Raw genomic sequence first — 20,733 nt, 5'->3', positions numbered from 1 at the left:
GCCGGGTGAGCCCCCCCACACCCGGCCGCCGCCGCGACGGTCCGTGTCAGCCCTCGCCCCACGGCGCGCCGTACGTCCGCGCGAGCATCTCCGCCTCCTCGGGCGTCAGGAGCCTCGGGGACCGGTCCCCGAGCGCCAGGAGCAGCGCGGACACCTCTTCCAGCTCCACCGCCGCGTCGACGGCGCGGGCCATCGTGGGGCCGGCGAGGACGGGCCCGTGGTTCTGGAGGAGTGCGGCGCGGAGCGGGAAGGGCAGCCGGAACAGGACCTCGGCCTGCGCGGCGTCGCCGGGCGGGGCGTAGGGCACGAGGGGGGTCTGCCCGACCCGCATCACGAAGTAGGGGGTGAGCGGCGGGACCGCGCTCCGGGCCGACCAGGGCGGGAGGCAGGACACCGCGGTGGCGTTCCGGGCGTGCAGGTGCACGACGGCGCGGGTGGAGTCGTCCCGCCGGTAGAAGGCGCTGTGCAGGGGGAACTCCTTCGACGGACGCGGTCCGTCGAGGTGGGTGCCGTCGAGGGCGAGCACGCTGAGCGCGTCGGGGTCGACCTCGGCGAGGTCGGCCCCGGTGGGGGTGATGAGGATGCGGTCGTCGGCCCGGACGCTGAGGTTGCCGGAGGAGCCGGGGCTGAGCCCCAGGGCCGCCAGCCGGGCGCCGGCGGCGGCGAGGTCGGTGCGGGGGTCGCTCATACCAGCGCGCTCCATGCTTCCGTGAAGATGGCGGTGTCGCCGAAGTTGCCCGACTTCAGGGCGAGGTCCACGCTGTGGTCGCGGCCGTGGGCCCGGCCCTCGGCCCGCGCCCAGGTGACGCCGGGGGCGATGGGTGAGCCGATGGACAGGGTGCGGACGCCGAGGGCGGTGACGACGGCTCCGGAGGTCTCGCCCCCGGCGACGAGGATGCGGCGCGCGCCCGCGGCGACCAGGGCGGTGGCGCAGGTGGCGAGGGCGCGCTCGACGAGTTCCGCGGCGGCCGGGCCCTCGGCGGGCGCCGTCCTCTCGAGATCGCCGAGGTCGTCGACGGAGTGGATGAGGGGCGGCTTCCCCGGTTCGTCCGCCCAGGACCGGCGGACGAAGTCGACGAGTCCGGCGACCTCGGCGGCGAAGTCGGCGCGCAGGGCGGGGACGTCGAGCTTGCGGTGCGGCAGGCGGGCCCGCGCGTGGGCGACCTGGGCCCGGGTCGCGGAGGAGGCGCTGCCGGACAGGACGACACCCGGGTCGCCCGGGCGGGACGCGGGCGTGGCGCGGGCGGCCTCGGGGTGCGGGCCGGTGAGTCCGAGCGCGAGCCCGGCCGCCCCGGTGACGAGGGCGAGGTGGGCGGTGGCCGCGCAGACGGTGACCAGGTCCTCGTCGCTCACGGCGTCCACGACGACCAGTGCGTCGGCGAGGTCCGGGGCGTCGAGGACGGCCCGCAGGGCCTCGGGGCCCCGGCGCACGGTGTCGAGGTCGACGAGGCGGACCGGGTGGCGGGTCTGCGGGGTGAGCAGCCGGTCGACGTGGGAGTCGCGCATCGGTGTGAGGGGGTGGTGCCGCATGGGGCTCTCGTCGAGCGGTTCGCCGTGGACGAAGAGGCGGCCCCCGTGGACGGTGCGCCCGGTGGCGGGGAAGGAGGGGACGACGACCGTGCGGTGCTCGCCCAGCTCCGCGAGGAGGGCGTCGGCGACCGGTCCGATGTTGCCGCGCGGGGTGGAGTCGAAGGTGGAGCAGTACTTGAAGTAGAACCGCCGGCAGCCGGCCAGCCGCAGGGCGCGCAGGGCCGCGAGCGAGGTGCCGACGGCCTCGTCCACGGGCGCGGTGCGCGACTTCAGGGCCACCACCACCGCGTCGGCGTCGCGCACGGCCGCTCCTGCCGGACCGTCGGAGAGGGCCTCCGGGCCCACGGTCACGACGGTCCGGTGGCCCCGGGCGACGAGCATGGTGGCGAGATCGGTTGCTCCGGTGAAGTCGTCGGCGATGGCCCCGAGGGTCGGCATCGGACCTCCTTGCGTCGGTGTGCGGCCGGGTTCGTACCTCGGCAGCTGGGTGAACTGCAGGTTCCTGTGTGAAAAAATGTTAACAGACTTTACGCACACGATATCTGCTGGTACATCTTGTTAACACGCTCCAGAGTGGTGCTCGTGCCGTGGCCGGGACCGCGTCAGCCGGAGCCGTACAACCGAGCCGTGCGCCCGTCGAGGAGAGCCCATGAACCTGCATCACCTGTTCGCCGGAACCGGCGACCGGACCGTGCGTTACGCACTGTCCGGAGCCGGCGGCGGCTTCGCCCGGACGCTGCTGGCCCAGACCCCGCGCATCGGACGTCTGGCCCCCGCCGTCCTGTGCGACCGTGACGTGGAGCGGCTGCGCGACATGCTCGTGGAGCTGGGTCACCCGGCGGACCGGCTGGCCGTCTGCGCGGACGCCGACGAGGTCGCGCGTGCCGCCGAGGAGGGGTCCGTCGCCCTCGTGGCGGACGGCGCTCTGCTCACCGCAGCGCCCTGGGACATCCTCGTGGAGGCGACCGGGAGCCCCGCCGACGGCTACGCGATGGCCCGCGCGGCGCTGACCGGCGGACGCCACGTCGCGATGGTCAGCAAGGAGGTCGACTCCGTCGCCGGTCTGCACCTCGCGGATCTGGCCCGTGACAACGGCGTCGTCTACACCACGGCCGACGGCGACCAGCCCGCGAACCTCATCGCCCTGGTGACCTGGGCGGAGCTGCTGGGCCTGGACATCGTGGCGATCGGCAAGTCCAGCGAGTACGACCTCGTGTTCGACCCCGGAACCGGTTCGGTCACCCAGCTCGACACCACGGTTCCCGCTCCGGAACTGGCCGGACTGCTCGGCCTCGGTACCGACGTGCGCGCCACGCTCGCCGCCCGTGCGGCCGCCGTGACGGCCCTGCCGACGGGTGCCACCGCCGACTACTGCGAGATGGCGGTGGTCGCGACCAGCACCGGATTCCGGCCGGACGCCGAGCGCCTCCACTACCCGGTCGCCCGGATCGCCGAGCTGGCCGACGTCTACGCCCTGCGCGAGGACGGCGGTGTGCTGCACCGCGCCGGCGCGGTCGACGTGTTCAGCGCGCTGCGGCTGCCGGACGAGGCCTCGTTCGCCGGGGGCGTCTTCGTCGTCGTGCGCACCGGTGACCCGGTCACCTGGGAGACGCTGCGCGGGAAGGGCCACGTCGTCAGCCGGGACGGACGCTACGCGGCGATCTACCTGCCGTACCACCTCATGGGTGTCGAGACGCCGGTCTCGCTGCTGTCCGCGGTGCTCCACGGCCGGCCCTCCGGCGGCACCGACCCGCGGGCCCACGCCGTGCTCGCCGGCCGGGCCAAGCGCGACCTGCCCGCCGGGACCGTGCTGGACATGGGCGGCCACCACCACGACGTCACCGGCGTCCAGGCGGTCCTGCTCCGCGACGAGGACGCTCCCGCCGACACGGCTCCGCTGTACCTCGCCGCGCACGCCACCCTCGGACGTGACGTCCGGGCCGGTGCGCTGATCACGCTCGGCGACCTCGCCGACCCGGACGCGGACCTCCTGCGGGCCTGGACCTCCGGGCTCGCCTCGCGCGCCACCGACGCCTCCGCCGCCCACGGGAGCCGTTGATGAGCACCGACCTCCAGAACCTCCTGCTGGGCGCCGCCGCGGTCGTCGTCCTGATCCTGCTGATCACGAAGGCCAAGCTCCACCCCTTCCTGGCGCTGGCGCTCTCCGCCCTCGGCCTGGGCCTCGCGGCGGGCCTCGGCCCGGGCGACACAGTCGGCCACTTCCAGGACGGCTTCGGCGACGCGCTGAAGAGCACCGGTCCGACCATCGGGCTGGGGACCATACTCGGCGGCATCCTGCTGGGCTCCGGCGGAGCCGACCGGATCGCCACCGTCTTCATCGGCGCCCGCCCGGTCAAGTGGATCCCCACCGCCATCACGGCGGCGGCCCTGCTCATCGGGATGCCGCACCTCTTCGACGTCAGCTTCGTGATGCTCGTCCCGCTGGTGTACGCCGTCGCCAAGCGCACCGGCACCCACCTGCTGTACGTGGGACTGCCGCTGGCCGCCGGCCTCTACATCTCGCACGGCCTGCTCCCGCCGCACCCCTCCCCCACCCTGGCGGTCTCGGCGTACGAGGCGAACACCGGCCTGACCATCCTGTACGGCCTCATGATCGGCATCCCGATCGCCGTGATCAGCGGACCGCTCCTCACGAAGTTCGCCTCACGGTGGTTCGGCCCGGCCCCGGACCTGGACAAGGGGCCCATCCCCGAGTCGAGCCCCGAGCCGGAGAACCGCAAGCGGCCGGCCTCCTTCGTGCTCGCCCTCATCACGGTGCTGCTGCCGCCCGCCCTCATGCTGATCGGGACCGTCGGCACCGCGAACACCGCGGAGGGCTCGCTGCCCTACGCGGTCTTCGAGGCCTGCGACTCCTCGGTCATCTCGCTGCTGGCCGCCGTGATCTTCGCGTTCTTCGCCCTGGGCCTGCGCTCCGGCTTCGGTCTGGGCCAGCTGCAGAAGATGGCGGGCAAGGGCCTCGGTCCGGTCGGCGGGATCGTGCTGATCCTCGGCGCCGGCGGCGGTCTCAAGGCGATGCTCACCGCGACCGGCATCGACAAGCTGATCTCGGACTACGCGGTGGACTGGTCGATCCCCCCGCTGCTGCTCGCCTGGCTGGTCGCCGCACTGCTGCGCATCTGCCTCGGCTCCGCGACGGTGGCGACCGCGGCGGCCACCGGCATCGTCGCTCCGCTGATCGGCGCCTACCCGGGCCTCTCCCCGGAGCTGCTGGTGCTGGCGACCGCGTCCGGTGCCGTCATGCTCTCGCACGTCAACGACTCCGGGTTCTGGCTGTTCAAGGAGTACTACCAGCTCTCCGTGGCCCAGACGTTCCGCACCTGGACGCTGATGCTGTCCCTGCAGTCGATGCTCAGTCTCGGCGGAGTACTCCTGCTGAGCACGTTCGTCGGGTCCTGAACGCCGTGCCCTGTTGGGACGGCCGGGACGGGGGCGGCACAATCGAGCAGCGGCCGCGGGGGCCGCGCGAGGAAAGGTAAGAAGCAGTGGCCGACGAAGAGCAGTTGCCCCTGATCCCGGACCAGCGGCGCGAGCTCCTGTTGAAGCACCTGCGGCGCGACGGGGTCCTGAGCGTGCAGCAGATCACCCAGCTCTTCGGCGTCTCCCACATGACCGTCCGCCGCGACATCGCCGAGCTGGAACGGCGGGGGCTGGTGTTCTCGGTTCCCGGCGGTGCCCGGATCGCCAGTCACCTCCGGAGCGAGCCCAGCTTCCAGGCGAAGTCGCTGATAGAGCAGCCGGAGAAGGAGGCCATGGCCACCGTCGCCGCCGGACTGGTCCGGGAGGGCATGACGGTGTACCTCGACGCGGGTACGACGCTGCTCGCCATGGTGCCGCTGCTCGCCCGCCACGAGTCGCTGACGGTCGTCACCAACGACTTCACGACCGTCGACCGCCTGATGGACTCGTCGCACCTCGACGTCATACACATCGGCGGCCAGGTCGACCCGTCCAACCGCTCCAGCGTGGGCCGGCTCGCGGCGACGACCCTGCGTCAGCTCGCCCTCGATATCGCCTTCATCAGCACCAGCTCCTGGGACCTGCTGCGGGGGGTGACCACCCCCTCGGCGGCGAAGGTGGAGGTCAAACAGGCGGCGATGGAGTGCACGGGGGCGAGCGTGCTGGTCGCGGGCTCGTCGAAGTACGGGACGTTCGGCAAGTTCCGGGTGGCCCCGCTCGGCGCGTTCGACACCATCGTCACCGACGACGCCCTCGCGGAGGCCGCCGCCGAGGGACTGCGCGCCGGCGGGGCGGACCTGCGGCTGGCCGCCGTCTGAGTCCGCCGCTGCCGCCCCCGTTCCCCCGCCCGGGGAGCGGGGGCGGCGTCGTGCTCAGACGGCGTCGGCGTCCGTGCCGGTCAGCCGCGCCGACTCCTCCCACAGCGTGCGGGCCGTGTCCATGTCCTGGGCCCGGGCCGACACGGGTGCCGGGCCGGGGCCTCCCTTGGTGCCGCCGAGCAGCCGGGGGCCGTAGACGCTCCCGCCGAGCGCGGTGGGCAGGGTGGCCGCGTACAGCGTGGGCAGCGCGCCCACGGAGGCGGGCTGCGTGTAGATCCGCGTCACCCGCTCCAGCTTCGCCGCCCAGGTGCGGCCGGCCAGCCGGGGACCGGCCTGCCCGAGCTCCGTGGCCGTCAGGCCCGGGTGGGCGGCCAGCGAGAGCAAGGGCCTGCCCGCCTCGTCGGCCCTGCGCTGGAGCTCCGCGGTGAAGAGCAGGTTGGCCAGCTTGGACTGGGCGTAGGCACGCCACTTGTCGTACCCGCGTTCGGCGTTGAGGTTACCGAAGTCGATGCGGCCGATCCGGTGAGCCAGCGACGTCACCGTCACCACCCGCGACATGCCCCCGGTGCCGAGGAGCGGCAGCAGGTGGTGGGTGAGGGCGAAGTGGCCGAGGTGATTGGTCCCGAACTGCATCTCGAACCCGTCGGCGGTGTGCAGCAGCGGCAGGGCCATCACGCCCGCGTTGTTGACGAGGAGGTCGAGCCTCCCGTCGGTGGCCTTCGCGATGTGCCCCGCCGCCTCCGCGACGGACGACAGGTCGGCCAGGTCGAGACCGACGAGCCGGGTGTCCGATCCCGGTGCGGCGCGCCGGACGGCGGACAGGGCCCGGGTGCCGCGCTCGGGGTCACGGCAGGCGAGGATCGTGCGGGCCCCGGAGCGGGCCAGGGCGAGCGCCGTCACGGCGCCGATGCCGCTGTTGGCCCCCGTGACCACCGCGGTGGTGCCGGAGAGGTCGGGCATGTCGTCGAGTGTCCATGAGTGCATGGGTCACGCCTCCCCTGCGAGCGCGCCCGCACACGTCATCCCGCCGGCCGGTCCCCGGCGGGCCGGGACGGGTGGGGCCGGGGACGGCGAGGCGGCGTGTCCGCAGGGCCGGGGCGCGCCGGTCCGCCGGTCCGGCCCTGCGCCCGGCACGCGGGCGGGACGGGGGCGCCCGCCGCGCCGTCCGGCCCCGCGCCTCAGCCCGGGGAGGCCGCCGGGGCCGGGCCTCCCTCGCCCGTGGCCGTCCCGGTCCCGGCGGCGGCGCGGTGGAGGGCCAGCATGGCCTGGTCGTCCTGGGGCCGGCCGCCGACGTGCCGTCGTACGTCGTGGATCAGCATGTCCAGGAGCTGTCCGGGCGAGAGGCGGCCGCCCCGCGCGCGCCGCAGGAACACCAGCGGGAGGCGGGCGACCGGGTCGTAGAAGCGCCCGGTGGCGTCGCGGGACTCGGTGACTCCGTCGGTGTAGCAGAGCAGCGTCGAACCGGCCGGGAAGGGGAAGCTGTCCACCGGGGAGGACCAGGCACCCAGGTCGCTCATGCCCAGCGGGGGCGCCTCCTCGGACGCCTCCAGGAGCGTGGCGCGGCCCTGTGCGTCCATCAGGACCGGCGGCGGATGGCCGCGGTTCACCAGCCGCAGGGTCTCCAGGTCCTGGGAGAACTCCGCGATCAGGGCCGTCGTGAAGCCCTCCTCCTGCTGCTGGCCGCCGCGCCGGCTCCCCTCCCGCAGCAGGGCGCGCTCCAGCCGGGCCACCAGCTGCGGCAGGTCCTCCGACTCGTCGGCCGCGTACCGGAAGGCGCCCAGGTCGGCGCTGACGGCACTGACCGCCCCGAGGCCCTTGCCGCGTACGTCGCCGACCATGACCCGGATGCCGAAGGGGGTGCTCTGCACCACGTACAGGTCCCCGCCGATCAGCGCCTCGCTCTCGGCGGGCACGTACCGCGCCTCGATGTGCAGGTCCCCGAGGCGGGACGGGGGCCTGGGGAGCACCGCCTGCTGGGCGACGGCCGCGACGTGCTGCGCGCGCCGGGCGCGGTCGTCCTGGCGGCGCAGCGTGCGGTGGATCAGGACGGCGAGCGCGGTGACAGCCGCCAGGGTGATCTGGTTGGCGACGCCCGAGCGCCAGCCGAAGGTCCCGTCGAACTGCGCCAGGAGCGTGTGCACGGCCATCGCGGTGAGGCCGACACCGATGATCCCCCGGACGCCGAGGAGCGGTGCCGCGGCCACCGGGGCCGCCATCAGGAGCGGCGCGGATGTCACATCGTGAGGGGTCACCAGGTCGACCAGCACGGCCAGCACGATCAGGCCTACGGGGATCCACCGGGTTCTCAGCAGTTGCGACACTCCCCCACGCTGCCCGCAAGCGCGGTCCTCCGCATCCCAGGACCGCCGCGGTGCGGCGCACATGGCGGGGCTCCTGACGGGCACGATCAGCGTGTGGCCGTGTGCCGGGCCGGTGGTCCGTCCGTTGCGATGATCTTCGGTTCGGCCCGTCGTCCCCGTGGGACACGCACGTGCCGCACACAGTGACATGCTCGAACGGAGCAACCGGTCCTCGTCCCCGGGGGGAATTCATGCGCCTTCAGAAGACACACGCCGTCATCGCCGCTGCGGTGGCCGCCGTGTCCCTCACCGCCTGCGGCGGCGACGCGGACACCGGAGCGGCGGCGCCGCCCGCGTCGGCGTCCGCCTCCTCCTCCGCGTCGGCGTCGGCGTCGGCCGCGGCCCCCGGGCCGACGATGACGCCCTCCGGGACCGCCGGCGACGGGGACGGTGGTGGGGACGGCGGCCCGCACGCCTCCACCGGCCCCGGAAGCGCGCCGGGTTCCGGTGACGGGGGCGGGGGCGGGCAGGCCCCGGACCCGGCGACCTCGGCCCCCGCCGGCGCGCCGTACGGCGACAAGTGCCGGACCGCGGACCTCGCCTTCAGCAGTTCGGGCGGGATGGCGGAGGGCGAGATGCTGATCAACCTGCGGAACACCGGATCCGCGTCCTGTTCGATGCACGGGTTCCCCGGCGTCGACCTCACGGGCGAGGACGGGACCGTGAGCGCCGGGCGCGGCAGCGGCCGGCGGATCCCGACGGTCACCCTGGCCCCGGGCGAGAGCAGCAACTTCTCCCTGCGCTTCCGGCCGGACGGGGGCGGGGGCTCGGGGGCCGCCTTCACCTCGGCCCTGGTGACACCGCCGGACGAGACCCGCTCGCACCGCGTGTCCCTCGCCGTCGGCATCCCCGCGGGTTCCGGTTCCGGTGCCACGGTGGATCCGGTGGGCTCGGGCAAGTGACGACGCCGGCTCCTCCCCGGCGGGCACCTCCGGACGACGCCGGGCACCTCCGGAGAGGGCGGCCGCTGAACGCATCCTGGACATTTGGTCCGTATGATGAGACGCGCTTGCGGAGCCCCGTGCTCGCGGCGTCTGATCGCGGCTGTGCAGAGTGAACAGATAACCCCTGATCAACCGGCCTCCGACGACAAGGCGGCGCGGCGCGCCGTCACGGTGTTCCCGGTGCTCGTCCTCGTGGCGGGCGTGGCCGGACTCGTCACCCCCGGGACGTTCGACGGCTGGACGGAGTCGGTCCCGTACCTGCTGGGCATCGTGATGTTCTGCATGGGGCTGACGATGACCCCGCTCGACTTCAGGGGCGTGGCAAAGCGTCCGTGGGCCGTGGCCATCGGCCTGGTGGCGCACTACGCGATCATGCCGGGGCTCGGCTGGGCCATCGCCCATCTGCTCGGGCTGCCGCCCCAGCTGGCCGCCGGACTCATCCTGGTCGGCTGCGCGCCGAGCGGTACGGCGTCGAACGTGGTGACGTTCCTGGCCCGCGGCGACGTGGCGCTGTCGGTCTCCGTGGCCACCGTCTCGACGCTGGTGGCCCCGCTGGTGACCCCGCCGCTCACCCTGCTGCTGGCCGGCGCGTACCTGCCGGTGGACGCGGGGTCGATGATCACCGACATCCTCAAGACGGTGCTGCTCCCGGTGCTCGGCGGCCTGGTCGTGCGGCTGGTGGCGGGCAGGCTGGTCGACCGGGTGCTGGGCCTGATGCCCTGGCTGTCCTCGGTGGCCGTCGCCGCGATCGTCTGCGCGGTCGTGGCCGGCAGTGCCGGCGCGATCAGGTCGGCCGCCGTGACCGTGCTGGTCGCCGTGGTGCTGCACAACGGTCTCGGACTCGCGCTCGGCTACGGCGCTGGCAAGATCTCGGGGCTCGGCCGGCCCGCCAGCCGGGCCATGGCCTTCGAGGTCGGCATGCAGAACTCCGGGCTGGCCGCGTCGCTGGCGACCGCCCACTTCAGCCCGCTGGCGGCTCTGCCCGCCGCAGTGTTCTCGGTGTGGCACAACATCTCGGGCGCCCTGGTCGCCGCCTGGATGTCCCACCGGTCGCGGCGCGAGGAGCCGGTGCCCGCGGCGGCAGGCCCGGCGCCGGGGGCCGTCGCCGCCGAGGAGTCCTGACCGGCACACCGCATCCGCGCGGGCCCGCCCTCCCCTCCGACGGTCCGGAGGGGAGGGCGGGCCGCGCTGTCGGACGGGGGTTGAGCGGTGCCGGGGGCGGTACCGGGGGGCCGTCCACCCGTTTCCCCGGGACGCGCGGCAAAGGGGGACACAGGATGTCGGGTTTCCGGTCGAGGATGGTCCCGGAAGCCGGCGTCGACGGGGACGCCGTCCGGACGTGCGCACAGACAAAGGAACACGATGGGACTCATGACCGGCACATCGTCACCGGACCTCGGCGGGAAGGTCGCACTGGTCGCGGGGGCCACACGGGGAGCGGGGCGCGGGATCGCCGTCCAGCTGGGCGCGGCGGGTGCGACCGTCTACGTCACCGGCCGCACGACGCGGGAACGCCGCTCGGAGTACGACCGGCCGGAGACGATCGAGGAAACCGCGGAGCTGGTGACGGCCGCGGGCGGAAAGGGTGTCGCGGTGCCGACCGACCACCTGGTGCCGGAGCAGGTGCGCGCCCTGGCCGAGCGGGTCGACACCGAGCAGGGACGGCTCGACGTCCTGGTCAACGACGTCTGGGGCGGGGAGCGACTGTTCGCGTTCGACAAGCCGGTGTGGGAGCACGATCTCGACGACGGGCTGCGGCTGCTCCGGCTCGGCGTGGAGACCCACGCGATCACCAGCCACTTCGCCCTTCCGCTCCTGGTGCGCCGGCCGGGCGGGCTGGTGGTCGAGATGACCGACGGGACCGCCGCGTACAACAGCGCGCACTACCGCAACTCGTACTTCTACGACCTCGTCAAGAACAGCGTGCTGCGTACGGCGTTCGTGCTCGCCCACGAGCTGAAGCCGCACGGCGGGACGGCGGTCGCGCTCACCCCGGGCTGGATGCGGTCGGAGATGATGCTGGAGGCGTTCGGCGTCACCGAGGACGGCTGGCGTGACGCGCTGCCCGCGGTGCCGCACTTCTGCATCTCGGAGAGTCCGTCGTACGTAGGACGCGCGGTCGCGGCGCTGGCCGGCGACCCCGACGTCGCCCGCCGCAGCGGTCGGTCGCTGTCCAGCGGGCAGCTCGCCCAGGAGTACGGCTTCACGGACCTGGACGGCTCACGTCCGGACTGCTGGCGCTATCTGGTCGAGGTCGAGGGCGCGGGCAGGCCCGCGGACCCGGCCGGGTACCGGTGACGGGACACCCCACGGGCGCCGGACCGCGTCGGCGGTCCGGCGCCCCGGCGTTCAGGCGGTGTCGGCGGCCATGCTCTCGACGAGGCTCCTGGGCCGCAGGTCGGTCCAGTTCCGCTCGACGTGATCGAGGCAGGCCTGGCGCGTGTCCTCCGGGTGGGCGACGGTCCAGCCGCCTGGCACCTCGGCGAAGGCGGGCCACAGCGAGTGCTGCCCCTCGTCGTTGACGAGCACCAGGTAGGTGCCGTTCTCGTCCTCGAAGGGATTGGTCACCATGACTCCTCGACTTAGGTAAGGCTGCCTTTACTTCGCCCGGTCACCTTAACCGAGCCGCACCCCGCGGCGACAGCGGACCCCGCGACCCGCCCGCGCGCCGGGTCCCTCCTGCTGACTACGCGGTCCGCTTTCCGTGGCCCTCAGGGATGACCCGGAACCGACTGGGAGAGGGATTCGTGGAACCCCGCCCGCTCATACCGTCTTGATCAAGGGCGGCGACCGACCGACGCCGCCCCGGACGGTTCGGAAACAGGCGAGACAGTGAGCAGGTGGCGCGGGTGGATCAGCACAATCGGCCGACGGACAAGGCGTTCGCTCCCGAATACCAGGGAGCACTCGGCTCAATGTCGGTGAACTCCTCCCTCACCGAGGTGCTGGACAAGGGGATCGAGGAGCTCCGGGCGGCTGAACGCACGGGCGAGCACGGGGAGATGGCGCGCTGCGGGCTCGCCGTGGCGGAGGCGTTCCGGCGGCTGGGGCGGGTGGCGGAGGCCGACGCCGCCTGGAAGGCGAGCTACCGCGCCGCACGGTCGGCCGGTGACATCGGGGCGATGGCCTGGGCGTTGTGGAGCGGGGGCACGCTGGCCCGCCAGCGGGGTTCGCTGGCCCTGGCGTACCGGCTGCTCCGGCTGGCGGCCGAGCTGGGCGAGCGCGGGGGCGACGTGGTGGTGCGCGGCTACTCGCTCGCCGGCCTCGCGGAGACCGGGCGGATCCAGGGCGACTACCAGGCCGTCGGGGAGCTGCACGAGCAGCTGCTCGCCGAGGCCCGCAGGCGCGGCGAGGCGCGGCACACGGTCTGGGCCCTGGAGGGCATAGCCCAGATGCACCGCAACACCGGCTCGTACGACCGGGCGCTGGCCCTCTTCGAGGAGGCGGCCGAGACGGCGGAGCGGGCCGACGACCGGCGGGGCCACGCGTGGGCCCTGCGCGGCATCGCCGACGTGGTGTCGGTGCGCGACGGTGACGTGGAGCGCGCGCTGGAGCTGCTGACCCGGGGGGAGGCCGTCTGCCGTGAGATGAAGCTCTCCAGCGCGCTGGCGTACAACCACAAGATGCGGGGCAACGTGCACTACCGGGCGGGGCAGTACGCGCAGTCCCGTGACCTCTACAGCCGGGCGCTGGCGGAGTTCGAGGAGATGAACGAGCCGCGCGGGACCGCGCTGTCGCGGCTGGGGCTCGCCAAGTCGCTGGCGCGGCTGGGGCGCGACCCGGAGGAGACCGCCGCCGAACTGGCCGGGCTCCGCCGGGACCTGGACCGGATCGGGCTGCGGCACGCACGGGACATGGTCGACAAGGCGACGGCCGAGCTGGGGGTGGGTCCGCTGCCGGACGCCGGGAGCCTCCCGGAGCGGGTGGCGGCCCGATGAGCTCTCCCACGACCGTCCGCGCCGGCGGCCCGTCCGCCGGATCCGCGGCCCTCGCGGAGGCGGCGTTCGCGGGCGCCGGGTCGCAGGAGGCCGCGGACACCGCCCGCCGCACCCTCGCCCGCTGCCGCGACCTGGTGCGCCCCTCGCTGTCCGCGGCGATCGGGCGGCTTCATCCGTGGCAGGGCGAGATGGCCGCGTTCTCGCTGGGCTGGTGCGAGGCCGGCGGCGGGCCCGCCGACGGCGCACGCGAGGGCAAGGGCGTGCGCCAGGCCCTCGCCGTCCTGTGCGCCGAGGCCGCGGGGGCTCCCGGGGAGAGCGGGGTGGCGGCGGCGGTGGCCGTCGAACTGGTCCACACCTTCTCGCTGCTGCACGACGACATCATGGACGGGGACGGGACCCGGCGGCAGCGGGAGACCGTCTGGAAGGCGTACGGCACCGGGCCCGCGGTGCTCACGGGCGACGCGCTCTTCGCCCTCGCGGTGCAGACCCTCGCCGAGGCGCCGGGGCCCCTCACCGCCGAGGCCGTGAGCCGGCTGTCCGCCACCCTGAGCGGCCTCGCGCACGGACAGGCCGAGGACCTGCTCTTCGAGGCCCGGGACTGGACGGGACCCGACGCGGTGCGCCTCGACGAGTACCGCACCATGGCCGAGCTCAAGACCGGAACGCTGCTCGGCTGCGCGGCGGCCCTCGGCGGGCTGCTGGGCGGGGCGCCCGGCTCCGTCGTGGCGGCACTGGACCGGGCGGGGCGCCATCTCGGGGTGGCCTTCCAGGCCGTCGACGACCTGCTCGGCGTCTGGGGGGATCCGGCCGTCACCGGCAAGCCCGTGCACAGCGACCTGCGGCAGCGGAAGAAGACCTATCCCGTGCTGGCCGCCCTGGCGTCGGAGGGTCCGCGTGCGGTGGAGCTCGCCGCGCTCCTGGACTCCGGGACGCCGCTGGACGACGCCGGAGTCCGGCGGGCGGCGGCACTCGTCGAGGCGTGCGGGGGCCGGGACGCGACGCTGGACGAGGCCCGTCGGCACCTGGGCGCCGCCCGTGCCTGCCTGCGCGCCGTTCCCCTCGCCCCGGGTGCCGCGCACGAGATCGAGGCTCTGCTCGGTTTCCTGCTGCACCGGAGTCTGTGAGGGGACCCGCCACGCCCCCTTCACAGGGTCCCGCGGGTCCGGCCCGCCCTCGCGGTGCTCCTGCGAGGGCGGGCCTCAGGGCTGTCCCGTGATCCCTGGTGGGCGCACGACGACAGCCACGGCACCTCGCCGCGTTGCCGGGACGCCCGCACGCATCCGGTACGCGGACGCCCCTCCGCCTCGCGACGCACCGCGTCCGACGCCGCGCGCCCGTCCACCGGGGATCACGGGACACCCCTCAGCCCAGCAGGGCGGCGACGGTGATCAGGGCCGGGATCGAGCCGATCGTGGACAACAGGATCGACTCCCGGGCGAGTTGCTCGGCCACCCGGTACTGCGAGGCGTAGGTGTAGAGGTTCTGTGCGGCGGGGAGCGCCGAGGTCACCACGACGTCGAGGAGCGCCGCGCCGTGCAGGCCGAAGACCCCGGCGCCGATGGCCCAGGCGGCCAGGGGCTGGAGCGTCGTCTTGAGGGCGGCGGACAGGACGATGGCGGGGCGGTTGTCCCCGCGGGCGGGCAGGCCGCTGCCGCGCAGGGAGATCCCGAAGGCCAGCAGGACCGCGGGGACGGACATGTTGCCGAGGAGCGTGAGGGGTTCGAGGGCGGGCGCCGGCACGGTCCAGCCGGTGGCGGACACGACGACGCCCGCCAGCGAGGCGACCGCCATGGGGTTGCGCAGCGGTGTGGTGAGGCGTTGCAGCAGGGGGCGGGGCTCGCCGGGCCGGCTCAGGTCCAGGACGGTCAGGGCGAGCGGGGTGACGACGATCTGCTGGAACAGCAGGACGGGGGCGACGAGCGAGGCGTCCCCGAGCACGTAGACGGCGATCGGGATCCCGAGGTTGCCGGCGTTGACGTAACTGGAGCACAGGGCGCCGATGGTGAGCTGTCCCGCTCCCCAGCCGCGCAGCAGTCCCACGGTGACGAAGACGGCGGCCGCGGCGGCCGTCGCGGCCGCCGTGACCAGGAGCCGCTGGGAGAACACCACGGACAGGTCGGCCCGCGCCAGGGTCGTGAAGAGCAGGGCGGGGGTGGCCACGTTGAAGGCCAGCCGGGTCAGGACCGTCCGGCCGTCCTCCCCCAGGTGTCCGCGGCGTCCGAGGACGTAGCCGATGCCTATGACGACGGCGATCACCGCGAAGCCGGTGAGAACTCCCTGCATGGATGTCCTTGTCGATGTACCGCTCACTGATCCTTGACCGGGACTCACCCTAAGGTCGGCGCGGAGCGGTGCCCGACCCGGCCGGACCGGGCCGCCGTACGGGCGCGGTAGCGGCCGGCTCCCCCGCGGACCGGTCCGGCGGGCGGCTCAGCCCGCGCCGGGCTCCCCGGTGCTCTCGCGCAGGACCAGCCGGTGGGAGACCACCCGGTCCTGGGTCGTCCGGTCGGCGGGCGTCGCCGCGCCGGGCGTCCGGGCCCCCTGCGCGGCCTCCTCGATGCGCCGGTGCAGGAGCTCGACGGCGACCCGGGCGACCGCGGCCTTGTCGGGCGCCACGGTGCTCAGCGTCGGCACGCTGAAGCGGCCCCCCTCCACGTCGTCGAAGCCGATCACCGCCACGTCCTCCGGAACGCGGAGGCCGGCCTCGTACAGGGCGCGCAACGCGCCGAGGGCGAGCTGGTCGTTGAGGCACAGCAGCGCGTCCGGCCGTGCTCCGGCGCGCAGGGCCGCCGTCACCGCACGGGCGCCGTCGGGCATCCTGAAGTCGCCCACCGGCAGCAGCGCCTCCGGGCGGCGGGCGATCCCCGCCCCGTCCAGGGCGGTCAGATAGCCGCGGGTGCGGGCCTCCGCGGTACCGAGTCCCGGAGCCTCGACGCCGCCGACCGCGAGGATCGTCCGGCGGCCGAGGCCGATCAGGTGCTCCGTGGCCTCGCGCGCCGCCCCCTCGTTGTCGATGGCCACGTGGTCGGCGCCCTCCTCCAGCAGCTCCCCGAGCAGGACGGTCGGCGGCGCCCCCGCGCGTTCGCTGACGTCCTGTGCGGTGAGGGCGAGCGGGCTGAGGATGATCCCGTCGACGAAGTCGGAGCCGAACCCGGCCAGCGCGGCCAGTGATCCTGCCCCAGGTGGTGGCGCCGATGATGGTGTTCATCCTCAAGCGGTTCTTCGACGGGGTGCCCCGGGAGCTGGAGGACGCCGCCCGGCTCGACGGCGCGTCCGAGGTCAGGGTCTTCCTGTCCGTCGTGCTGCCGCTGTCCCGGCCGATCGTGGCGGCCGTGTCGATCTTCGTGTTCATCGGCGCCTGGAACAACTTCATGTGGCCGTTCATCGTCACCAACGACCCCGGTCTGATGACGCTGCCCGTCGGTCTCGCCACCGTCAAGGACGCCTTCGGGATCCAGTACGCCCAGGCCATGGCCTCGGCCCTGCTGGCGGCGCTGCCGCTGGTCGTGGTGTTCCTCCTCTTCCAGCGCCGCATCGTCAGCTCGGTGGCCACCACCGGGCTCGGCGGAGCCTGACCCGTCCGTCCCCCCGTCCCGCCGTACCACCCGGAGCCGGCCGCGCCGCCGGTCCGACGACCCACTGGAGCATGTGTGCCCACTCACTCCGTACCCCGCCCGGAGTACCCGCGCCCGCAGTTCGTCCGCCGCGACTGGCTGAACCTCAACGGCCTGTGGCAGTTCGAGACCGACCGGGGGGACAGCGGCCTGGAACGCGGTCTCCTGGACCGCGAGCTGGACCGGCGGATCCTGGTCCCCTTCCCTCCCGAGTCCGAGCTGTCCGGGATCGGCGACACCGACTTCCTCGAAGCCGTCTGGTACCGCCGCGTCCTGACCCTGCCGGCCGACTGGGCCGGGCGCCGGGTCCTGCTGCACTTCGGGGCGGTCGACCACGACACGACGGTCTGGGCGAACGGCACCGAGGTGGCCCGCCACCGCGGCGGATTCACCCCGTTCACCGCCGACCTCGGCGACATCGCGGGCGCCGGGCAGGACATCGTCGTCACCGTCCGGGCCCGTGACCCCCGCTCGGGCCCGCAGGCCCGCGGCAAGCAGGCGGTCGAGTACGCCAACCACGACTGCAACTACACACGGGTCACCGGGATCTGGCAGACCGTCTGGCTGGAGCCCGTCCACGAGGCACATCTGAGGCGCCCGCGGATCACCCCGGACCTGGCCGGCTCGGCGTTCCACCTGGAGCTCCCGCTGTCCGGGAACCGTCCGGGCCACCTGGTGCGCGCCGTGCTCAGCGACGGGCAGGGCGAGGTGAGCCGGGCCGAGGCGCGCGCCGACCTCGATCTCGCTCCCCGCCTCCACCTCCCGGTCCCGGCGGACCGGCGGCGCGAGTGGGGCCCGGACGACCCGCACCTGTACGGCCTGCGTCTCGAACTGGTCGACGGGCAGGGGGAGGTGCTCGACGCGGTGGACAGCTACGCCGGGCTGCGCGCGGTCGGCCTGCGGGGCAAGGCGGTCACCCTGAACGGGCGCCCGCTCTTCCAGCGGCTCGTCCTCGACCAGGGCTGGTACCCGGACGGGCTGATGACCGCCCCCACCGACGAGGCGCTGGTCCGGGACATCGAGCTCGCCCTGGAGGCCGGCTTCAACGGGGCCCGGCTCCACCAGAAGGTCTTCGAGGAGCGCTTCCTCTACCACGCGGACCGCCTCGGGTACCTGGTCTGGGGCGAGTTCGGCGACTGGGGCTGCGAGACGGGCGGTTCGTCGGGGGACAACCAGCAGCCCGACGCGTCCTACGTCGGCCAGTGGCTCGAAGCCGTGGAACGCGACTACTCACACCCCTCGATCGTCGGCTGGTGCCCGCTGAACGAGACGTACCAGAAGCTGCACGACCGCATCACCCGGCTCGACGACGTCACCCGCGCGATGTTCCTGGCCACCAAGGCCCTGGACGCCACACGGCCGGTGATCGACGCGTCCGGCTACGCCCACCGGGTCGCGGAGACCGACGTCTACGACTCCCACAGCTACGAGCAGGACCCGGAGGCCTTCCGCCGGCAGATGGCCGGACTGGCCGGGGACGACCCCTTCGTCAACAGCTACGAGAGCGGGGCCGCCTACTCGCAGCCCTACCGGGGCCAGCCGTACTTCGTGAGCGAGTTCGGCGGGATCTGGTGGGACCCGGAGGCCGCCGCGGCGCAGTCCGGCGAGGACCGGACCGTGTCCTGGGGCTACGGCGAGCGGGTGCGGAACGAGGAGGAGTTCCACGAGCGCTTCGCCGGCCTCACCGGTGTGCTGCTCGGGGACCCCGCCATGTTCGGCTACTGCTACACGCAGTTGACGGACGTCTTCCAGGAGCAGAACGGCGTCTACCGCTTCGACCGCGGCACCAAGCTCGACGTGGAGCGCATCCGGGCCGCCCAGACGCGCCCCGCGGCGATCGAGGAGCAGGACGGCCGCTGACACCGGCGGGCGGAGGCGGCACCGGCGGATCCGGGGCCGCCTCCGCCCGATCACCCCATGGTGGGCACGCTCATTTCTGCGGACCGAACTATGGTGTCCCGCCACATACGCCCCCGACCTGGGCCTTCCTACGGTATGGCGACACGGAAACGTCCCCGCCAACTGTCCGGAAGTGGTACCCATGGCCGCCCCAGCATCCGCTCCCCCGCCCTCGTCACCCCCGTCGAACCTCCGCCGCATCGTCGCGGCGAGCCTCGTCGGGACCACGGTGGAGTGGTACGACTTCTTCCTCTACGGCTCCGCTGCCGCACTGGTCTTCAACAAGCTCTTCTTCCCGGACTCCGACCCGCTCGTCGGAACCCTCCTCTCCTTCCTCACCTACGCCGTGGGCTTCGCCGCACGCCCGATCGGGGCCCTGGTGTTCGGGCACTACGGAGACCGGCTGGGGCGCAAGAAGCTGCTGGTGCTCAGCCTGCTGATGATGGGAGGGGCGACCTTCGCCATCGGGCTGCTGCCCACGCACGCCACCATCGGTTCCGCCGCACCCGTCCTGCTCACCGTGCTGCGCCTGGTGCAGGGCTTCGCCCTCGGCGGCGAGTGGGGCGGCGCGGTGCTGCTCGTGTCGGAGCACGGCGACGCGAAGCGGCGCGGGTTCTGGGCGTCCTGGCCCCAGACGGGTGCGCCCGCCGGGCAGTTGCTCGCCACCGCGGTGCTCTCCGTCCTCACCGCCGTCCTGTCCGAGTCCGCGTTCGAGTCGTGGGGCTGGCGGATTCCCTTCCTGCTCTCCGGTGTGCTCGTGCTCCTCGGGCTGTGGATCCGTCTCTCCGTCGACGAGTCGCCCGTCTTCAAGGCGGCCCTGGCCCAGGCCGCGGAGCGCAAGGCGGCGGCCGCACCGGCCGAGAAGATGCCGCTGGTCGCCGTGTTGCGGCACCACTGGCGCGACGTCCTGATCGCCATGGGCGCCCGGATGGCCGAGAACATCAGCTACTACGTGATCACCGCGTTCATCCTGGTGTACGCGACGACCTCGGCGGACCTGAGCAAGCAGACGGCTCTGAACGCCGTACTCATCGCGTCCGCCGTGCACTTCGGCGTGATCCCGCTGTGGGGCGCGCTGTCCGACCGGATCGGGCGCAGGCCCGTCTACCTGGTCGGAGCCGTCGGCGTGGCGCTGTGGATGTTCCCGTTCTTCGCGCTGATCGACAGCAGGAGCTTCGGGAGCCTGCTGCTCGCCGTCACGGTGGGGCTGATCTTCCACGGAGCCATGTACGCGCCGCAGGCGGCCTTCTTCGCCGAGATGTTCGCGACCCGGATGCGCTACTCGGGGGCGTCGATCGGCGCCCAGTTCTCCTCGGTCGCCGCGGGCGCCCCGGCGCCGCTCATCGCCACCGCGCTGCTCGCCGACTTCGGCAGCTCGACGCCGATCTCGCTGTACGTCATCGCCGCCTCGCTGCTCACCGTGCTGGCGGTCGTCTGCGCGAAGGAGACCAGGAGCCGCGACCTCGCGGACATCGGTCCCGAGGAGGGCGCGCGGGCCGGGGACGGCACGGGGCGCCCCGCCGACGTGCGGAGCAGCTGACCCCGCGTCCCGGGCCTGCGGGGGCCCGTTCCCGTCCCGCAGCTCCGCGGGCCGGGGACGGGCCCCCGCGGGCTGTCCGGTCCCGGGCCGGGGCCGGACGGTCTCCGCGGCCGGGCAGGACGGTCTCCGCGGCCGGGCAGGACGGTCTCCGCGGCCGGGTGGCGCCGGGCCCGTCTCCACGGCCCTGCCCCGGTGCACCGGCCGCGCGTCGGCACCCGGTGCCGCGCCGGCCGGACGCCCTGCTCCGGCCCGGGTCAGGGTTCGCGCGCCGGTGTCAGGACCCGGTCGACGCCGGTGAGCTCGAAGAGGTGGCGGAGTTCCTTGCCGACCCCCACCAGCAGGACGGACGTACGCGCCGCCTCGGCCCTGCGGTGGGCGAGGACGAGCACCGTGAGGCCCACCGAGTCGCAGAACACCAGTCGGGACAGGTCCAGGACGAGCGGCGGGCCCGCGCCCAGGGGGAGCTCCTCGACGGCCCGCCGGAAGCGGTCGGCGGTGAGGTGGTCGAGGGTGCCGGTGAGCCGCAGGACGGTGGTGCCCGCGGGCCCGCGCTCGGTGGTGAGGACCAGCGCCTGGTCAGGCACCGTCGACGCCCCGTCGGACGGCGCGGGTG

17 protein-coding genes and 2 pseudogenes are annotated in these 20,733 nt (G+C 74.0%); 11 read left to right on the top strand and 8 right to left on the bottom strand.

All coding sequences use genetic code 11. From position 1 onward, the window contains the following. Nucleotides 1-46: 46 nt before the first annotated feature. Both ABZ172_RS25650 and otnK read right to left on the bottom strand, forming a co-directional pair. Nucleotides 47-688: a class II aldolase/adducin family protein gene (locus ABZ172_RS25650; RefSeq protein WP_356886874.1), complete on the bottom strand. Its 642-nt coding sequence runs from the start codon at nucleotides 686-688 to the stop codon at nucleotides 47-49. Then, on the bottom strand, nucleotides 685-1,968 hold the full coding sequence (gene otnK, locus ABZ172_RS25645; RefSeq protein ID WP_356886872.1) for a 3-oxo-tetronate kinase: 1,284 nt from the start codon (nucleotides 1,966-1,968) through the stop codon (nucleotides 685-687). Before otnK ends, ABZ172_RS25650 begins: the two co-directional genes overlap by 4 nt. A gap of 211 nt (nucleotides 1,969-2,179) precedes the next feature. On the opposite strand from otnK, the gene ABZ172_RS25640 reads away from it, so the two are divergent. From ABZ172_RS25640 to ABZ172_RS25630, 3 genes are all read left to right on the top strand, one after another. Then, nucleotides 2,180-3,589 (top strand): homoserine dehydrogenase, encoded by a 1,410-nt coding sequence (locus ABZ172_RS25640; RefSeq protein ID WP_356886870.1) that lies wholly within the window; start codon nucleotides 2,180-2,182, stop codon nucleotides 3,587-3,589. Then, a complete protein-coding gene (locus tag ABZ172_RS25635; RefSeq protein WP_356886868.1) occupies nucleotides 3,589-4,947 on the top strand; it encodes a gluconate:H+ symporter in 1,359 nt (452 codons plus the stop codon). The genes ABZ172_RS25640 and ABZ172_RS25635 overlap by 1 nt, the downstream gene beginning before the upstream one ends. 86 nt (nucleotides 4,948-5,033) lie before the next feature. Then, on the top strand, nucleotides 5,034-5,825 hold the full coding sequence (locus tag ABZ172_RS25630) for a DeoR/GlpR family DNA-binding transcription regulator (RefSeq protein ID WP_356886866.1): 792 nt from the start codon (nucleotides 5,034-5,036) through the stop codon (nucleotides 5,823-5,825). A 54-nt stretch (nucleotides 5,826-5,879) separates the two neighbouring features. Here ABZ172_RS25630 and ABZ172_RS25625 read toward each other — a convergent pair whose 3' ends face one another. Both ABZ172_RS25625 and ABZ172_RS25620 read right to left on the bottom strand, forming a co-directional pair. After that, a complete protein-coding gene (locus tag ABZ172_RS25625) occupies nucleotides 5,880-6,809 on the bottom strand; it encodes an oxidoreductase (RefSeq protein WP_356886864.1) in 930 nt (309 codons plus the stop codon). 194 nt (nucleotides 6,810-7,003) lie between these two features. After that, a complete protein-coding gene (locus ABZ172_RS25620; RefSeq protein WP_356886862.1) occupies nucleotides 7,004-8,146 on the bottom strand; it encodes a PP2C family protein-serine/threonine phosphatase in 1,143 nt (380 codons plus the stop codon). A gap of 230 nt (nucleotides 8,147-8,376) precedes the next feature. Here ABZ172_RS25620 and ABZ172_RS25615 point away from each other — a divergent pair, with 230 nt between their 5' ends. The 3 genes from ABZ172_RS25615 to ABZ172_RS25605 all read left to right on the top strand — a co-directional run bounded on the left by ABZ172_RS25615 (nucleotide 8,377) and on the right by ABZ172_RS25605 (nucleotide 11,427). After that, nucleotides 8,377-9,087, top strand: a complete 711-nt coding sequence (locus ABZ172_RS25615; protein ID WP_356886860.1) for a DUF4232 domain-containing protein — start codon at nucleotides 8,377-8,379, stop codon at nucleotides 9,085-9,087. A gap of 144 nt (nucleotides 9,088-9,231) precedes the next feature. Then, complete coding sequence (locus ABZ172_RS25610) at nucleotides 9,232-10,251, top strand: bile acid:sodium symporter family protein (RefSeq protein ID WP_356886858.1); 1,020 nt, start codon at nucleotides 9,232-9,234, stop codon at nucleotides 10,249-10,251. Nucleotides 10,252-10,500: 249 nt separating this feature from the next. Continuing rightward, nucleotides 10,501-11,427: an SDR family oxidoreductase gene (locus tag ABZ172_RS25605; RefSeq protein WP_356886856.1), complete on the top strand. Its 927-nt coding sequence runs from the start codon at nucleotides 10,501-10,503 to the stop codon at nucleotides 11,425-11,427. A 51-nt stretch (nucleotides 11,428-11,478) separates the two neighbouring features. Here ABZ172_RS25605 and ABZ172_RS25600 read toward each other — a convergent pair whose 3' ends face one another. Continuing rightward, nucleotides 11,479-11,697, bottom strand: a complete 219-nt coding sequence (locus ABZ172_RS25600; RefSeq protein WP_356886884.1) for an MbtH family protein — start codon at nucleotides 11,695-11,697, stop codon at nucleotides 11,479-11,481. A gap of 347 nt (nucleotides 11,698-12,044) precedes the next feature. Between ABZ172_RS25600 and ABZ172_RS25595 the strand changes: the two genes are divergently transcribed. Both ABZ172_RS25595 and ABZ172_RS25590 read left to right on the top strand, forming a co-directional pair. After that, a complete protein-coding gene (locus tag ABZ172_RS25595; protein ID WP_356886882.1) occupies nucleotides 12,045-13,067 on the top strand; it encodes a tetratricopeptide repeat protein in 1,023 nt (340 codons plus the stop codon). Next, nucleotides 13,064-14,191 (top strand): polyprenyl synthetase family protein, encoded by a 1,128-nt coding sequence (locus ABZ172_RS25590; protein ID WP_356886854.1) that lies wholly within the window; start codon nucleotides 13,064-13,066, stop codon nucleotides 14,189-14,191. Before ABZ172_RS25595 ends, ABZ172_RS25590 begins: the two co-directional genes overlap by 4 nt. A gap of 238 nt (nucleotides 14,192-14,429) precedes the next feature. Here the strand turns inward: ABZ172_RS25590 and ABZ172_RS25585 are convergent, their stop codons facing one another. Next, entirely contained in the window at nucleotides 14,430-15,350 is a 921-nt protein-coding gene (locus ABZ172_RS25585) for an AEC family transporter (protein ID WP_356886852.1), read from the bottom strand. Nucleotides 15,351-15,497: 147 nt separating this feature from the next. Further along, nucleotides 15,498-16,235 (bottom strand): annotated as a pseudogene (locus ABZ172_RS25580) (substrate-binding domain-containing protein); the annotation flags it as partial. On the opposite strand from ABZ172_RS25580, the pseudogene ABZ172_RS25575 reads away from it, so the two are divergent. The 3 genes and pseudogenes from ABZ172_RS25575 to ABZ172_RS25565 form a co-directional block, all read left to right on the top strand. Further along, nucleotides 16,235-16,642, top strand: a pseudogene (locus ABZ172_RS25575) (carbohydrate ABC transporter permease); the annotation flags it as partial. The pseudogenes ABZ172_RS25580 and ABZ172_RS25575 sit on opposite strands and share 1 nt — an antisense overlap. A 75-nt stretch (nucleotides 16,643-16,717) precedes the next feature. Continuing rightward, nucleotides 16,718-18,541 (top strand): sugar-binding domain-containing protein, encoded by a 1,824-nt coding sequence (locus ABZ172_RS25570; protein ID WP_356886850.1) that lies wholly within the window; start codon nucleotides 16,718-16,720, stop codon nucleotides 18,539-18,541. A 181-nt stretch (nucleotides 18,542-18,722) separates the two neighbouring features. Continuing rightward, complete coding sequence (locus ABZ172_RS25565; protein WP_356886848.1) at nucleotides 18,723-20,120, top strand: MFS transporter; 1,398 nt, start codon at nucleotides 18,723-18,725, stop codon at nucleotides 20,118-20,120. A gap of 254 nt (nucleotides 20,121-20,374) precedes the next feature. Here the strand turns inward: ABZ172_RS25565 and ABZ172_RS25560 are convergent, their stop codons facing one another. Then, nucleotides 20,375-20,704: an STAS domain-containing protein gene (locus tag ABZ172_RS25560; RefSeq protein WP_356886846.1), complete on the bottom strand. Its 330-nt coding sequence runs from the start codon at nucleotides 20,702-20,704 to the stop codon at nucleotides 20,375-20,377. Nucleotides 20,705-20,733 lie beyond the last annotated feature (29 nt).

Origin of the sequence: Streptomyces sp. NPDC006296 (genome assembly GCF_040613235.1) — a bacterium.
Lineage (GTDB): Bacteria > Actinomycetota > Actinomycetes > Streptomycetales > Streptomycetaceae > Streptomyces.
Note: the sequence above shows the minus strand (reverse complement) of the source record. Positions and strands in the feature narration are given on the sequence as shown.

Excerpts from the sequence above, each read along its gene's own strand:
- otnK (WP_356886872.1), bottom strand. The coding sequence starts at position 1,968 with ATGCCGACCCTCGGGGCCATCGCCGACGACTTCACCGGAGCAACCGAT.
- ABZ172_RS25565 (WP_356886848.1), top strand. The coding sequence starts at position 18,723 with ATGGCCGCCCCAGCATCCGCTCCCCCGCCCTCGTCACCCCCGTCGAAC.
- ABZ172_RS25605 (WP_356886856.1), top strand. The coding sequence starts at position 10,501 with ATGACCGGCACATCGTCACCGGACCTCGGCGGGAAGGTCGCACTGGTC.
- ABZ172_RS25595 (WP_356886882.1), top strand. The coding sequence starts at position 12,045 with ATGTCGGTGAACTCCTCCCTCACCGAGGTGCTGGACAAGGGGATCGAG.
- ABZ172_RS25615 (WP_356886860.1), top strand. The coding sequence starts at position 8,377 with ATGCGCCTTCAGAAGACACACGCCGTCATCGCCGCTGCGGTGGCCGCC.
- ABZ172_RS25635 (WP_356886868.1), top strand. The coding sequence starts at position 3,589 with ATGAGCACCGACCTCCAGAACCTCCTGCTGGGCGCCGCCGCGGTCGTC.
- ABZ172_RS25625 (WP_356886864.1), bottom strand. The coding sequence starts at position 6,809 with ATGCACTCATGGACACTCGACGACATGCCCGACCTCTCCGGCACCACC.
- ABZ172_RS25590 (WP_356886854.1), top strand. The coding sequence starts at position 13,064 with ATGAGCTCTCCCACGACCGTCCGCGCCGGCGGCCCGTCCGCCGGATCC.
- ABZ172_RS25650 (WP_356886874.1), bottom strand. The coding sequence starts at position 688 with ATGAGCGACCCCCGCACCGACCTCGCCGCCGCCGGCGCCCGGCTGGCG.
- ABZ172_RS25585 (WP_356886852.1), bottom strand. The coding sequence starts at position 15,350 with ATGCAGGGAGTTCTCACCGGCTTCGCGGTGATCGCCGTCGTCATAGGC.
- ABZ172_RS25640 (WP_356886870.1), top strand. The coding sequence starts at position 2,180 with ATGAACCTGCATCACCTGTTCGCCGGAACCGGCGACCGGACCGTGCGT.